Raw genomic sequence first — 14,930 nt, 5'->3', positions numbered from 1 at the left:
AACTTTAAGCCTGCGCTTGCAAGGTGCTTTGGCAACCAAGTTCAATGAACCGTTCCAGGCATGGTCTCAATGAACCCATTCACATTATTGCTCATTTCCTTATATTGCGTCCAATGTAAATAGTGCTCTCCTTCTAGAACGACTATTTTTTTCGCATTCACATGTTGGAGTTGTGTTTCATAAAAGTTAATTTTTGATTTTCCAAATACATGGTCTTCCTTAGGAGTAAAGATCATAACAGGCAGATCCGACGGTAATGTCATATTCTTGGTTTTATCCACGTTATTCTTTAACTCGTTCATTTCGGCAACTACATTTTTGTTGTAGGTTTTCCAGGCAGAGATTGCCTTTGTTATTCTGAGGTTTTCTTCTGTATAGGTTCCCTTCTCTGCATGCGGCAGAACTTCATTGGGTTGGAAGTATACCATGAATCTTGCAATACCCGATGGCGCCAGATAGCTCATATAGTTAGGCATCGTAGGAAAAGCAGATTCACCGAAATACTCCATCATTTGAGGTAAGGTAGAATCTATGCCTATGATAGCTTTCACCTCATCAGGATACCGATTGGCATAATACATACTATAAATTCCGGAAATGGAATGAGGCATCAAGATATAAGGGCCTTTGATGTTGGATTGTTGCAATGCAGCCCTTGTTTCCTCTACGATGTTCTCCACCGTTCGCCCCCTGTTGGTTGTCTCGCTCCATCCATATCCGAACGCCTCTACGACGACCACCTTATTTGTCTTTGACAATTCATTGATCAAAGGCTCGAAATCCAGTGCGGGTGCTGGAGTTCCCAATCCACTTAATAAAACGATCGTATTTTCCCCTTCTCCCTTTGTATAGACATGCATATGCTTACCCTCTACTTCGACGAATTCTCCTAGTGCTGGATATTTATGATGTTCATACTTCGTCATCACAAGATGGGTCATGAACCAAATCACACCTACGGTTACGATGGCTAAAAAAATATTCCTTACAACTCTCCAAAGTTTAAATCTATTTCTGGTTTTCATTCGTTGAACCTCTCCCTTCATCGTTAGTCAAATGATATCTAGGGGAACTTTCCTTTTCCTTAATCATTCCTTATAAATTACTTACTTTTTAGGTAATCAAAAAGCGACGCAAGGAAGGTATCCCTACGCCGCTATGACTCACCAACCCTAACTCACAAGGACAAGTTCAGGCCTTTGATTCGCATTGTTAGTCGATTTAATCGTGATTTCGCTGTGTCCATCGCCAGATGAATTGCCTTCAAAAATGAAGGAGACATACTCATTCTGTACACGCTTCAATTGATCATTCACATAATCGGTAACGACAAATTCCTTCCATTTCCCAGACTCAAAATGATTTTCTTCCTCACCTGTAAGGGGGATAGCGATCGAACCATCAGGAAATGCATCCGTATCATCCGTCCAATCAACCGTATCCGTACCATATAACTTAACAGATGGCGTATTCAATGTACCCGTTACATACACCCTTAAGGTTGCTCTTCGGATCTCCTTCACCTGAGGGGGCAATTCAAATCGGAGAGCCGTTCTTGACTTTCCATGAGGCAATGATCCGATATAATTTACAGATGTATTGCCCACTTGAATTCCACCTGCATAATTTGTGCCAAAGTCATCAAGCTTATCGAAGTCGGCACGGATCGTAACTTCCTTCGCAGAAGCGTCTTTATCAGAGAAGGATAAAAGTCTAATCATCTTTACAAACATACCAGTCCCCCCCAAACCTACAAGACTCGTCTATGATCTCCCCTATACTATCATGGTAGACTAGCCGATTTGGGAAACTCAAAGAAAACTTTAAGTTGTGCTTGCATCGCACCTCCTTCATATGGGGGGCATGATCGACGACCATCATTTTGTACGTGTCCTTCCCGTCGTCACCTCCTGTCTTCTTGAATGCATGGAAGCGATACATAGAAGATCGATCCCGTTTCGCCGTCGCTCTCCGCTCGAACCGTCCCTCCGTGTGCTTGCACGATCTCCCTGCAAATCGCCAGCCCGAGCCCGCTTCCCTCTACACCATTTTCCATGCCCGGTCGATCAACCCTGTAATTGCGATTGAAGATTTGCTCAAGCTGCTCTGGCGGGATACCCATTCCAGTGTCTTGCACACTAATGATTGCATAGCGGATCTCATTCACCTCTTTCACGGCTAGTGCAATACGTACCTCACCACCTCTAGAGGAGAACTTCATGGCATTCGACACCAGATTGAACAACGCCTGCTCCAATCTTTGCGCATCCATCTCTACAACAGAAGAGCCCGGCCCTTGATCTTCCGCATCTCCGATATCCAGCATGAAATTGAGCCCCGCGTCACGCACAACTAGCTCATATTGTTCATAAAACCCACGCAAGAAGCGAACGACATGAACCGGCTCCATTCGGTACGAGACTTGTCCTGTCTCCAAATGCGACAAGAAGGACAACTCCTCAATCATGCGGTTAATCCTTATCGTGTTATCCCGTATGTATTTCAAGTACTGTTCATCGCGTTCCGGCTTGACCCTATCCTGCACAGCCTCGACATAACCAAGCATGCTGGACAGCGGCAAACGCAGATCGTGCGTAATATAGGCAAGGAGCTTTTTCCTTCCTTGCTCGGATAGAAGCAACTGGTCATACGATGACCGGAGATCCTCATGAGCTATAGATAAGGCGTGCGTACGCTCCTGCACGGTCTGTTCCAAATTCATATTCATTTCGATCAGCTTGTTGTTCGCGTCCTGTAATTGACGTGCAATCCTTTCTTCGTTAGTTGCCGCCCTCGTAAATCTGGAAGAAAGCAGAAACATCTGCGCGATCGTAAACACCAACAGACCAAGCGGAGAAGTGTTCCCGATGGGTGACCATTCATTGAAATATAGAAAATCATTGACGACCGTAACCAAAGCAACCACCGACACCAATAGGAAAAACAGCGCTCCCTCCATACGCCGTACCGCCGATTGGACCAGCCCAACCATCAGATACACCATATGCAGAACAACGACCACACCGATCACCGTTAATAATTGGGTATAAAAAAGTGCAGGGGTTGCCACGACAACTAGACAGAGTGTACCTGTTACGATTTGCGAACCAAGACGAAACCATCGCGACACGGAATTCGGAAAAATGCAACTCGAGTACTTGGTGATAATATATCCACCGCTGCAAAGGATCAGGTACTCCATCTTGAACTGGATTTCCCATGGAAATGTCGGCCACAATTGGGTAAGCAAGTGCTCGCCGACCAGCAAGGATCGGATGCCGAACAACAAGGTGAACAACCCAAAATACAAGGGAGCCCTGTCTTTGCGTCGTAGTACGAACAGCAGCAGGTGATAAATGCCAATCACCAGCAGGCTTGCGGTCACGAACATTTCACCAGCGATGTTCAGATGGGTCCTGACCGTTAACCCATCACTGCCGCCCAACTCGATGACCTTAGTGATGCCGCCTCGCTTATGATGGAAGTTGGCTACTTGCATCACCAGTTCCACGGTGTCATTCTCGGGCTGGAAGAACACCAGCCGTGTTGCCAGTTGCGGTGTCACGCTGCGCTTGTCCTGACCAACGACACCGACTTCGGCCAGCAGCTCGCCATTCACCCACAATTTATACGCATGAAAAATGGTCGGCAGCCGCAGAGCAAGCCGCTCGTTTCGATCCTGCTCGCTAAGCTGGATGACCAGCCGATAGGTTGCAAACCCTGTACCGTTCAGCTGCTGGTCATCTAGCCGATAGCCCAGCCAGGAGCTTGGGATACGGATCCAGCGGTCATGACTTCCGTCCCTGGCTAAGCGATTCTGTATGTCCTCAGGCGACAGCAACTCTTGCCAATAGAACTCCCACTCCCCATTTAACTTTTGCGGATTCTCACTGATGCGAACCTGCGTTAAATCCAGAATGCCTTCTTCACTTCGGAATTTAGGGGAATCCGGCGCAGGGATGACGGCATAGCTTGCCACCAAACCAATAACGATGGCAGCAGCTACATAAAGCATAATCTTTCGTGAACCGAATCGAAGAATACCCCTCATGACGAATCCGACCCCAATCTACAAAATGCGACATAAACATGCTAATTATTTAGATAATAACATTTTTAAAGTAAAATGTGCCCTGCGAATATCTGCGAGGGGATAATATGGACGGGATCTGAGGGGAACCTAATAGATCTTCGATTAACCGAGTTCGTTCGCATAAAAAAACCTCCACCGCGTGATCGGTAGAGGTGATAGGATAAGCTTCGGCTCATTATCAATAGTGACCCGCCTCACTATTCAACCCGTCATCCCGGATTATACTGACAATTAATTTGTTGAATGGAGAGGGATACCCATGAATAAAAATGATCTGCCTCTAGTCTACTCCTGCTCCGGATGTTCCTCGGCTGCTCAAACCGCTAACCAGGTTGCGATTAAAATGGATCGGGAAATGATCGCCGAAATGTCCTGCATTGCTGGTGTCGGAGGTGACGTAAAGCCGCTAGTGAGAACAGCAAAGTCCGGACGTGACATCATTGCCATTGACGGTTGCCCGTTGGCCTGCTGCAAAAGCTGTTTAGCTAGGCATGACGTCCAACCCAAGCATCATTTTGATTTATCAAAATTCGATGTGCCCAAGCGTCTTGGAGAAGATCCCAATCCCCAGCATGTTCAGAATGCCTATCATCTGATTCTCGAACGGATCAAGTAACAACAAAAATCAAAATTGCACGTCCTCTAGGCCATCTCTAGTCATTCGCGGGGATCAACCTTCACAAGGTATTGCGCCGCAATTCATAGAAAAACTGGACAATCGGATGCTTTAACTTCATCTTCTCGGACATATTCAAGATCCGCTTCTTTCCAACTCTTTTGTCCACTAAAGCTAGAATATTCAATAAGATATCATTGCTCTCCAGACTCTCCTCTATAGGAGTAGTCAAAAATGTATTAGCCACAACGTTGAAATTCGATTTACTTAATGCAGCCTGTGCGGACAAAAGCTCTTTTGCATGTTCCGTACTTTTTTTGCTTCTGGCTATGACGATTAAGCGATCCTCCGGCACTGTCCCCTTGGTATCTTTTCTGACCGCTTCCATTTCGTCACTGCTTACAGGAACTTGGAATTCCGGATCATTCTTGATCTCCAGCTCGGTTTGATACCATCGGATCAAGTTCGTTTTATCTCTCATATTGAGTACGTTCTTTTTATTTACCGTGATATAACAAGTACCTGATTTATCAGGTAAATAGCGGTACGCGGGGGCTCGGTATTCGACCCTGCCAATTAACGCTGGACTGAGAAAACCCTCCAGTTGTTGCTTCAATTTACTCCAAGACATGATTTTCTAACTCCTCTGATTCTCTAAAGACGATTTTTGTTCCTCTTTATCTGTCGAAACACGAATATATATTGCGCATCTCATGAGTTACGCAACCCCCTCACTATGAGATGTGTTGGCGTTGCTATCATTATACTGGAAATGCGAGAGTTGTTCTTGATCAAATTATTACAAGTGGTCCCCCTAAAAGGATCTATGTTGGGAACAAATACCCCCGAGCCATATCGTCCCATCCCTTTAAAAACAGAGAAAAGAGCCGAGGAAAAGCAGGAGTGAATCCCTGAGTTTTTCGCGACTCTTAGGTAGACTATTTAGGATTAATGTAAACTTGGCACACTCCGAATGCACCGTTGAGGTGGGCTGTATCGAGTTAATACAGCGTATTCACGAACCACCCGCTTTCCTGTGTTGGCATAGCCATTTGCATCGATGACTGGTACATCGCGAATTGCTGCATCTGGCGAGCCTTCGAGTTCAGCAAGCTGCTTGCCGGGACTTCATTGTATCTTTCCACTGCTGATGATAAACGGTCAGCTAGACCATAGTTGCCGCTAATCGCTTTCGTTGTTTGCTCGAAATTTGAGCTTAAGCTCTTCCTAAGCTGCTCTTCATCCAGTTTGATAGTACCATCACCGTTACGATGAATACCGATTCGCTCATAGGAAGATGAGCTGACTAACGATTCCATGCTTTTTCGGACAGACGAATTCATAACTCCACCGGCTTCTTTCAAACGCTCATGCATCGAATTGTAACTCGACACCAAATCTTTAACTTGCGCGATGATTTTGCCTTCGTCCGGTTTGATTTGAATGTTCACAGCTTCCATCGATGGAGCGATTAGTGTCGCCGTAGCTTTGCCCTTTTCCAGATCAATCGTGTTCGACTGCGAGGTTTGAGTAGCGCCGCCATTCACGCTGTAGGAAGCATTCGACGCTAGTTGCGTAGCATACTGAACGCCGGTTGTCGACATCGCGTTGCCGGTAACATCTTCAACCCTGAAAGCCTGATCCACTCCTGTCTTGTCGCTGCTTAACTCAAGCTTCTTATTACCTGTCTTATCATCCGTTACAATATGGGCGGTTACACCCGTCTTCGCTGTATTGACCGCATCTTTCAGCTTGGTCAGTGCTTGATCGTTCGTATCGTTATCCGAGATGGCAGCCGATACCTTCGTTGTCTTGCCGCCTATCGTAATGTTGAACTGATTCATGCCCTTGCTTACAACGGAATGGTCTACTTTAGACAGAAATGTTCCACTGTTCGTTTGAGAAGTCGCGATCGCATTCACGTTAAGTTCATAAGTTTTGCTCGCAGCTCCGGCCAATGCAGTTGCGGTAACCTTCTTGCTATCCGATGATTCCGCCATCCTTGTTTGGAAAAGTGAATTTTCCTTCTGCATTAACTTTTGTGCCGATGCTTGCATATCCTGCGCAGATTTCATAAAATTCGCAATCCCGGTTGCCGCTGTCTTGATATATTGCTCATATGATTTGCTCTTCGAAACGAACTTCGAGAATAGCGATGGGTTCGCACCCAGACTATCGGAAGCTTGGAAACTCAAAGACGTCGTTCTGCTAACCGGATTCATCAAGTTATACGAGTTAATCGATAACGCCATCCATCTACCCCTCCATACTGTCGCAAAATATTAATGATCATCTCTGCTTCAACCTAAGTTGGCTATGGTTTCACCCCCGCAATTTACGAGGTGCGCAGCTTCTTGCCCTGCACGCATATACCATCCCCTTAACAGCCAGCGATTCTTCGTCAGAAGCCTGTAAATATTACCAGTAATATATCATAATAGATTGTTCCTTATATGGAACATAAAGAAAACTTTAAGTTCGAATTTATAAGTAAGGGCAATAACGAAACAAGCACGATTCCAGTAAACGAAGCCAGTTCGGCCGACTTTACTGTTATTATCTAAACCTAACACTTATTCTAAGACTCACAGCTAAACAGCCTGCTCCGATGGGAGCAGGCTGTTTAGCTAGCTTTGAACTGTTTAAGGTTGATGTACTTCATCGCAATCTCTATATCATAAATACCGGGGCTCCAAACTGGTCTGACAATAAAGTTCACATCTATGTTTTCGTTACTGTCTGCAGCGACCTATAGCCACCGAATTTCGTCTACGTTAGTTGGGGAGATGCCGGCATACTCTACGACGCTCAGGAAATTGTTCCCGAACTTCATCACCGTCACCTTCTCTTAACAATAGGAGTTGTAACCAATATATGCCTTTTCTCATTAATAACAGGATCTTCACTAACCAAAGGGGTATTTTGATGGATCTGGTTTTTGCCAGTTCTCCATTCATCCCTTCCCCAACTCGTCTTTATTTGATTTTTAGCACAGGTTTATTATGAATATCAGGGGTTTATTAGAGTTCAACAAAATCCCTCACCAACAACGCCACACTCTCCACATGTACCGTATGCGGGAACATATCCACCGGCGTGACCTCAACGGTCCGATACCCGCCGTCCTCCAGGATGCGCAGGTCGCGGGCCAGGGTTGCAGGATTGCACGACACGTACACGACCCGCTCAGGTTTCATTTCAAGGATGGTGTCCAGCAGGCGCGGGTCGCAGCCTTTGCGCGGCGGATCGACGACGATAACGTCGGCTTCAATGCCCTGTTCTTTCCAAGCCGGGATGATGTCTTCCGAGGCCCCCACCTCAAAGGTGACGTGGCTCATTCCGTTCAGTTCGGCGTTGACGCGGGCGTCCTCGATCGCTTCTTTGACGATCTCCACACCGTACACCCGTTTGGCATGCTGCGCCAGGAACAGGGAGATGGTGCCGATACCGCAGTAGGCATCAATGACCGTCTCTTGGCCGGATAGACCGGCGTAATCCACGGTTTTGCCATACAGAACTTCCGTCTGGAGAGGGTTCACTTGGTAAAAAGAACGCGCCGAAATCGCAAATTTCACGTCGCCGATAGAATCAAAGATCACTTCGCGCCCCCATAGGACGCGAGTTACGTCGCCGAAGATGACATTCGTCTGCCGCGTATTGACGTTCTGGCAAATGCTCACGACGGACGGCATCTCCTCGCGAATCGCGGCGATCCACTCGTCCTCATGAGGGATCCGGTCACCATTCGTAACCAGCACCAGCATCATTTCGCCGGTGCGGAAGCCGACCTTCACCACGACATGGCGGAGCAGGCCCTTCCCCGTCTCTTCGTCGTAGGCGGTGATGCCGAGGCGGCGGCCGATCGCTTTGACGCGGCTAACGACGTCATCATTGCTCTCGTGCTGGATGAGGCATGTCTCCATGTCGACGATGCGATGGCTGCCGCGGGCATAGAAGCCGCCGACCAACGCGCCGTCGGTGACGCCGACGGGCACCTGCGCCTTGTTGCGATAGCGCCATGGCTCGGCCATGCCGAGCGTCGGCCGCACGACGACGGCATGGTCGCCGTCCGCAGGCGCGCCCTCCGCTACGCGCAGCTTGCCGATCCGCTCCAGCGCGTCGACGACGTGCTGCCGCTTCCACGCGAGCTGCGCATCGTAGCCGAAGTGCTGCAGCTGGCAGCCGCCGCACTTGTCGTAGATCGGACAAGGCGGAGCCACCCTGTCCGCACTTGCCTCGACCACATCCAGCAGTTTGGCGTAGCCATACTGCTTTTTCGTCTTCAGCACCTTGACCCGGGCTTTCTCGCCCGGCAAGGCGCCAGCCACAAACAGCGTATAGCCCTCGGCCCGGCCGACGCCTTCGCCGTCGTGGTTCATCCCGATGATGTCAATCACGACTTCATCGTTTTTCGCTACGGGAAGGCCGGCGATCACCGCATCGGCCACTGCCGCACGCCCCCGCGATTTAAGACTGCCTCCGGCTTCGCCTCGCCCAGCGCGACCGCTTCGATCGCCACTAGCCAAGTTTTCTTTTCCTCGGGCTCCACCCATCCGACCGCCACCGGGACGATCGTTGTTACTCCGTTGCTTCTTCATCATGTTCTCCTTCTATGTTCAACTGAACCGGTTCCTCAAATTTGCTTCCATCCAACGTAGTCCTACCTATATACTTTAACCCCCGCCATCGAGGGAAGACCGCCTGTTCATCGTTCTTGTAGCTCCTATAGTTCCTGTAGCGCTCTGAAACTAACTAACTGTAAATCCTCCATCTAATTTACCCGTTTGGCCCGATTTCGCAAAAATAACTGGAAATCCTACACTTCATTCGGCGCATCCATCCCATTCTCGCCTAAAACCCCGATATTAACTGTACGATTTCCATCACATTCTCGCCCGGCTCGTCTTCTCCATAAAATAACTGTAGAATTTCCACTTCGTTTGTTTCGAACCCCCATGCGAGACTCCTTAGCTCATCCCATGGGATCCCATATAACTCGCCGTACAGAGTTCAGTTTACGTTATCCTTGGTCATTACCTTCGTGCACGTCCCACCCAAGCCAAATCCCCCGCCAACCCGGCGGGGGATCGTCTCAACCATCTTTAATCTCTTCCCTCATTCACCCTCAGCAAAAATCCGCAAATGCTGCGGCAAAATCTCGAACACACCGGGCAATTCGCCGCCCAGCTCGCCGTCGAGATTGAGCAGCACGCGGCCGGGCGAGGTCACTTCCATGCGCCGCGTCTTGAAGTGGACGACGTGCGAGTCGCCCAAGTGATCGCCTCGTAGCGCCATCGTCACCAGGCGGATGAATTCCGCCAGGTTGCACTTCTTGACGGCGATCACGTCGAACAGTCCGTCGTCGATGCGTGCACCCGGCGCCAACTTCTCGAAGCCGCCCACCGAATTGCTGTTGGCGATCAGGAACAGCATGAACTCGCCTTCCATCGTCTCGTAGCCTTCCGCATCGATGATCAGCGTGGTTGGCGAGAGGCTGGCCATCTTCTCGATGCCCTTCATGTAGTAGGCCAGTTGCCCGATCATCGTCTTGAGCCGGCTAGGCACCTCGTAAGTCAGCTCAGTGAGCGAGCCGCCGCCGGCGATGTTGATGAAATGCCGGCCGTTCACCCGGCCGATATCAATCGGTCTCGTTTGATTCTCGATGACCAAGTCGCAATAATCCTCCCAGCGCCGGGAGATTCCCATAGCGCGAGCGAAATCGTTCGTCGTGCCCAGCGGAAACACCCCTAGCGGCGGCAAGTTGCTCTTCCCGGCCATGCCGTTGACGACCTCATTCAGCGTCCCGTCGCCGCCGGCCGCGATAATGATGTCGTATCCGCGTTCCACCGCCAGAGCAGCTTCACGCGTCGCATCGCCTTCCCCGGTCGTCGCATGGCACGACGTTTCGATGCCGCCCTGATCCAGTCGCTCCAGCACGTCCGGCAGAAGGCGCCGCATTTCTTCTCTTCCCGAGGTTGGATTATAAATCAACCTAGCTCTTTTCATTCTACAAACGCCACCTGACCTCAAAATGTCAACATGTCAATGATCCCATTATATTCAATATTTGCTGCGACATCCAGCGAGCCGCCAAAGGATGGGGCAACAAGGCATCCCCCGAATACCGATGCGGCAACCCCTCCAGCCGCGACGGGATCGTCACCTTCGTAAAATATCCGGCGCTTAAGAAGAGCGGCGCTATGATCACATCCATCCCCCGCTGCTCCGACCAATACTGCACCTTCGAACGGATGTTGTCCGGATTTAGCAGCGCGTAATCAGCCCCGCCCGCTAACCCGGCGAGTTCTCCGCATTGTGCTGCCAACGAAGCGATGCCGCGTTCCCACCGCTGTAAAAATCCTGGGTGCCCGCTGCCATGTCCTACGAGTAGCAGCACTTCGCGCTCCGGTTGCAACGACAGCCTCTTCACCTTGTCCCATACCATCTTGGCGACGAGCGGCCCCTCATCGATAGGATCGCCAAAAAACACCCGAGCGGAAACCCGAAAACGTTCCAGATCGGTTTCCTTCTCCGGCGTATCCTTCACGCCAAGCGCATAAGCAATCTCATCGATATGTGTGCTCCCAGAGGACACGAACAAGGGAATGACGATCATATCCGTCACTCCCTGAGATTCCAGTCGATCGATGCCATCCTGAATCAGGCGACCTTCCACGGTTTCGAGAAAAGCGCAGGCCAGCGGAAGTCCGGCAGGCAAATCACCCGCCGCTTCCGATACCGCCGCCTCCACGAGGGCCACCCAATGCTCGTCCGGGGAACCGTGGCTGATCACCAGCACGCCCGGTTTCCGGGAGAGCTCCGCTTGAAGAGCCTCCCGGCCAGCATCCGGCACCATCGACTGTGCTTGTATTTCCTTGGTCATAGGCTTAACGCCCTAAACGATCCAGCGCCATTTTGTAGCCGTCGTTGCCGTAGTTCAGGCAGCGCTTCACCCGCGAAATCGTCGCCGTGCTCGCGCCGGTTTCCGCTTCAATCTGGTTGTATGTGTTGCCTTTGCCCAACATACGGGCCACTTCCAGACGTTGCGACAAAGACTGGATTTCATTTACGGTACACAGGTCATCAAAAAAAACGTAACATTCCTCGATGTCTTTTAACGTTAAGATGGCTTCGAATAATTGATCGATCGTTTTGTCGTTTAACTTCTTCAGTTGCACTGAATTATCATCCCCTACCGTTACTGTAACCACAACCTCATTGTACCCGAGTGGCGTACTCCTTTTCAAGCATTAACGGTTTCACGCATCACAGAAAGAACGCCCAAAATCCGCGAACGCCCACCAGAACCGGGACATTCGTCCATACGCAAGACCCGGCGGGCACATACAGTATAGTAATACAAACGCCTAGCTAGGGAAAATAACGCCGACTCCAATGAGCGGGTCCCCTGCGGCGTATACCGCTCCAAACCTAGGTCTTGTCTCGGATGGGCGGACAAGAAGGAAACGGGCCTTCATCGTCTGCCTGCCCGACAAAATATCCGAAAAGGAAAGTGATACCATGCCCCAAAACTATGATTCACGCCAAGGTCCGGTGCCCCCGTTCTATCCGTACACCCATTACTACCCGGGGGTGAATCCGTACGAAATCAAAGCGGAGGCTTCCTCGCTGGTCCCTTACTCCCCGCCGTCCCCCACACCAACCCAAGCGCCGGCCGCCGCAACGCCGAAATCCGGCGGCGGATTATCGCTGCCCAGTTTAGGTGACCTGAAAGGAATCGTCGACCGGATGGGCGGGATCGACGGCATCTTGGCCACGATGGGCCAAGTGCAAAAGGTGATGCAAACCGTGCAGCAGTTCGCCCCGATGGCGAAGTTGTTCACCGCTTTATTGCCCGGAGGCAAAGGCAAATCCGGTGGCGGTAGAACCGGCCGGATGGACGATTCCCGGCCACGCCGTAGCAAATCGACCCGCAAGAAGAGCGGAAGCCGTACCGGAACCAGCCGCAGCGGAAAACGCTCGTCGACCGGGAAATCCGGCAAATCGGGTAAGCGCCGCCGTTAACTCGGCGGCGGCTTTACTTTCAGCAACACGCTCGCGAGTCAACTTACTTAAACCAGCCCCGTTTACTAAACCAGAGAATCATCCAGCCGCCAAGCGCGGCCATCAGCCCGATGACGGCAAAGTACCCGTATTTCCACTGTAGCTCCGGCATATTAATGAAGTTCATCCCGTAAATGCCGGCGATCAGCGTCAGCGGCATAAAGACGGTGGTGATAACCGTTAACGTCTTCATGATGCCGTTCATCCGATTGGAATTCAGCGAAATATAGGAGTCGCGTAAATCCGCGGTCATTTCCCGATCAGCATCGATCATCTCCGACAATTTGAGCAGATGGTCGTAGATGTCCGCATAATAAGCCCGCGGCTCCTTGTCCCCTTGGACATGCTGCGAATTCAGGATGCGGTACATGAGGTCACGCATCGGCACGATCGTCCGGCGCAACTTGAGCAGCCGGCTGCGCAGGTCGAATACCTGGTTCATCAACTGCTCGACCGACTCGCTGCTGCCTTTACTCTCCAATTCATCAAGTTCATCTTCGATTGAATATACGCAAGGGAAATAATGGTCCACCAGACTGTCGATTACCATGTAGGCCGCTGAATATGGCCCGTGCACCCAGACCTTACGGTCATGAGCCCGTTTCAGCATACTGTTCCACGCTTCATCCATTTCGTCCAGCCGTCGCTGGTGAAACGAAACCAGACAGTCATCTCCGATAAACAGATCCACTTCTACGGTATCCAGCGTTTGTTCATCGATCGCATGCAGCACCAGAAACTGAAAATCTTCATAATAGTCCATTTTCGGCCGTTGCAGCACATGCAAGCAATCCTCGATCGCCAGTGGATGGAAATGAAAAAAACTCGCGAGTACCTCGGCTTCCTCCGACGTAGGAGCGTCCAAATCAACCCAGGTCCACACGAACTGCCCGTCTTTGATCCGCTCCAACGGAAGGTCCGTCAAGACCTGATGGTCCCGCGTCATCCCCATGACCCTGATCATAATACGCCGCCTCCTCAAAAAAAGCCAATCCTCGGCAGATTGGCTTTCGTCGTTATTCCTAAATAGGTTGATTCGATGTCGAATCCACTTCTTGTCCAGCTTCGTGATCAAAAGACGACTTTTTGAACTTCCTCTTAGAAGAGCAGCTTGTAGATGGCTCCGGCCATGATAAACACGATCGGGATCGTAATCACCCAAGCGATGACGATACGTCCGGCCATCGACCAACGTACGGCGGAGAACCGTTTAGCCGAACCTACACCGAGGATCGCCGACGTAATCGCATGCGTCGTACTGACCGGTAAATGGAACAATGTCGCTCCAAAGATAACGGATGCGGCCGAAATATCCGCAGCGAAACCGTTGATCGGCTCGATTTTGAAAATTTTCGTCCCCATCGTTTTGATGATCTTCCAGCCGCCGATTGAGGTTCCCAACGCCATCGCTGTTGCTGCGGCGAGCTTAACCCAAAGCGGCACTTCCATATGATCCTGGAAGTCGGCCGTCACCAAGGCGAATGTGATAATCCCCATGGCTTTCTGCGCATCGTTCGTACCATGCGTGAAGCTTTGCAGCGCAGCAGTCACAATCTGCAGCGAACGAAAGCCTTTATTTACGGTATGCGGGCTACGTCTGGCAAAGATCCACTTTAAAACCAACATGACGATATAACCAATGGCGAAAGCGATCAGCGGAGAGAAGACCAGACCTTCAACGATCGTCGTAAACCCACTCCAGTTGAGCTTGTCCGGTCCTGCGCCAACATACACGGCCCCAGCCAAGGAGCCGATCAGTGCATGGGAAGAAGACGACGGTATCCCAAACCACCACGTAATTAAGTTCCAAATGATTGCCGACAGCAAGGTAGCGATCAAGACTTCCAGACCGTTATCCAGCTTTGCTGGATCGGCCACGCTGCCCCCGATTGTTTTGGCGACGCCGGTAAACAAGATCGCGCCCAGAAAGTTCATCACGGCTGCCATCATAATCGCCGTCCGCGGCTTCAACGCGCGCGTTGAGACCGAGGTCGCGATCGCATTGGCCGTATCATGGAAGCCATTGATGAAGTCGAACCCCAGCGCCAGCACGATAACGATAAGAATAATCAGTAAACTCGTATCCATAGCTTTTTTGCACAGATGGTGTTCTCTATGTAAATCCGCGCAATTCTAACCTCCCGAATATCAAATATA

At 50.4% G+C, this 14,930-nt stretch carries 13 protein-coding genes; 2 read left to right on the top strand and 11 right to left on the bottom strand.

Going from position 1 to position 14,930, the window contains the following annotated elements; genetic code table 11:
• Positions 1-41 precede the first annotated feature (41 nt).
• The 3 genes from IM700_RS00455 to IM700_RS00445 all read right to left on the bottom strand — a co-directional run bounded on the left by IM700_RS00455 (position 42) and on the right by IM700_RS00445 (position 4,051).
• Complete coding sequence (locus tag IM700_RS00455) at positions 42-1,025, bottom strand: alpha/beta hydrolase (RefSeq protein ID WP_193415718.1); 984 nt, start codon at positions 1,023-1,025, stop codon at positions 42-44.
• Positions 1,026-1,172: 147 nt separating this feature from the next.
• Entirely contained in the window at positions 1,173-1,733 is a 561-nt protein-coding gene (locus IM700_RS00450; RefSeq protein ID WP_193415719.1) for a CBM96 family carbohydrate-binding protein, read from the bottom strand.
• A gap of 170 nt (positions 1,734-1,903) precedes the next feature.
• Entirely contained in the window at positions 1,904-4,051 is a 2,148-nt protein-coding gene (locus IM700_RS00445; protein ID WP_193415720.1) for a sensor histidine kinase, read from the bottom strand.
• Positions 4,052-4,352: 301 nt separating this feature from the next.
• Here IM700_RS00445 and IM700_RS00440 point away from each other — a divergent pair, with 301 nt between their 5' ends.
• Entirely contained in the window at positions 4,353-4,709 is a 357-nt protein-coding gene (locus IM700_RS00440; RefSeq protein WP_155606583.1) for a putative zinc-binding protein, read from the top strand.
• 61 nt (positions 4,710-4,770) lie between these two features.
• Here the strand turns inward: IM700_RS00440 and IM700_RS00435 are convergent, their stop codons facing one another.
• The 6 genes from IM700_RS00435 to IM700_RS00410 all read right to left on the bottom strand — a co-directional run bounded on the left by IM700_RS00435 (position 4,771) and on the right by IM700_RS00410 (position 11,887).
• A complete protein-coding gene (locus IM700_RS00435; protein WP_193415721.1) occupies positions 4,771-5,340 on the bottom strand; it encodes an SF0329 family protein in 570 nt (189 codons plus the stop codon).
• A gap of 370 nt (positions 5,341-5,710) precedes the next feature.
• Positions 5,711-6,961 (bottom strand): flagellar filament capping protein FliD, encoded by a 1,251-nt coding sequence (gene fliD / locus IM700_RS00430; RefSeq protein ID WP_193415722.1) that lies wholly within the window; start codon positions 6,959-6,961, stop codon positions 5,711-5,713.
• A 768-nt stretch (positions 6,962-7,729) separates the two neighbouring features.
• Positions 7,730-9,145, bottom strand: coding sequence for a 23S rRNA (uracil(1939)-C(5))-methyltransferase RlmD (gene rlmD / locus IM700_RS00425; RefSeq protein WP_336244869.1), 1,416 nt, complete (start codon positions 9,143-9,145; stop codon positions 7,730-7,732).
• Positions 9,146-9,824: 679 nt separating this feature from the next.
• A complete protein-coding gene (locus tag IM700_RS00420) occupies positions 9,825-10,715 on the bottom strand; it encodes a diacylglycerol kinase (RefSeq protein WP_193415723.1) in 891 nt (296 codons plus the stop codon).
• Between the two features lie 28 nt (positions 10,716-10,743).
• Entirely contained in the window at positions 10,744-11,565 is an 822-nt protein-coding gene (locus tag IM700_RS00415; RefSeq protein ID WP_193415882.1) for a sirohydrochlorin chelatase, read from the bottom strand.
• A 31-nt stretch (positions 11,566-11,596) separates the two neighbouring features.
• The gene (locus tag IM700_RS00410) at positions 11,597-11,887 is read right to left on the bottom strand and encodes a YerC/YecD family TrpR-related protein (RefSeq protein WP_059047100.1); all 291 of its coding nucleotides are present in this window, start codon (positions 11,885-11,887) and stop codon (positions 11,597-11,599) included.
• Positions 11,888-12,230: 343 nt separating this feature from the next.
• Between IM700_RS00410 and IM700_RS00405 the strand changes: the two genes are divergently transcribed.
• On the top strand, positions 12,231-12,734 hold the full coding sequence (locus tag IM700_RS00405) for a hypothetical protein (RefSeq protein WP_193415724.1): 504 nt from the start codon (positions 12,231-12,233) through the stop codon (positions 12,732-12,734).
• Between the two features lie 43 nt (positions 12,735-12,777).
• Here the strand turns inward: IM700_RS00405 and corA are convergent, their stop codons facing one another.
• Positions 12,778-13,737, bottom strand: a complete 960-nt coding sequence (gene corA / locus IM700_RS00400; RefSeq protein WP_193415725.1) for a magnesium/cobalt transporter CorA — start codon at positions 13,735-13,737, stop codon at positions 12,778-12,780.
• 134 nt (positions 13,738-13,871) lie between these two features.
• Positions 13,872-14,861, bottom strand: coding sequence for an inorganic phosphate transporter (locus IM700_RS00395; RefSeq protein ID WP_155606668.1), 990 nt, complete (start codon positions 14,859-14,861; stop codon positions 13,872-13,874).
• Positions 14,862-14,930: the final 69 nt, after the last annotated feature.

Origin of the sequence: Paenibacillus rhizolycopersici (assembly GCF_014947195.2) — a bacterium.
Classification (GTDB): Bacteria; Bacillota; Bacilli; order Paenibacillales; family Paenibacillaceae; genus Fontibacillus; species Fontibacillus rhizolycopersici.
This window is presented reverse-complemented; position numbering and strand designations above follow the sequence as displayed.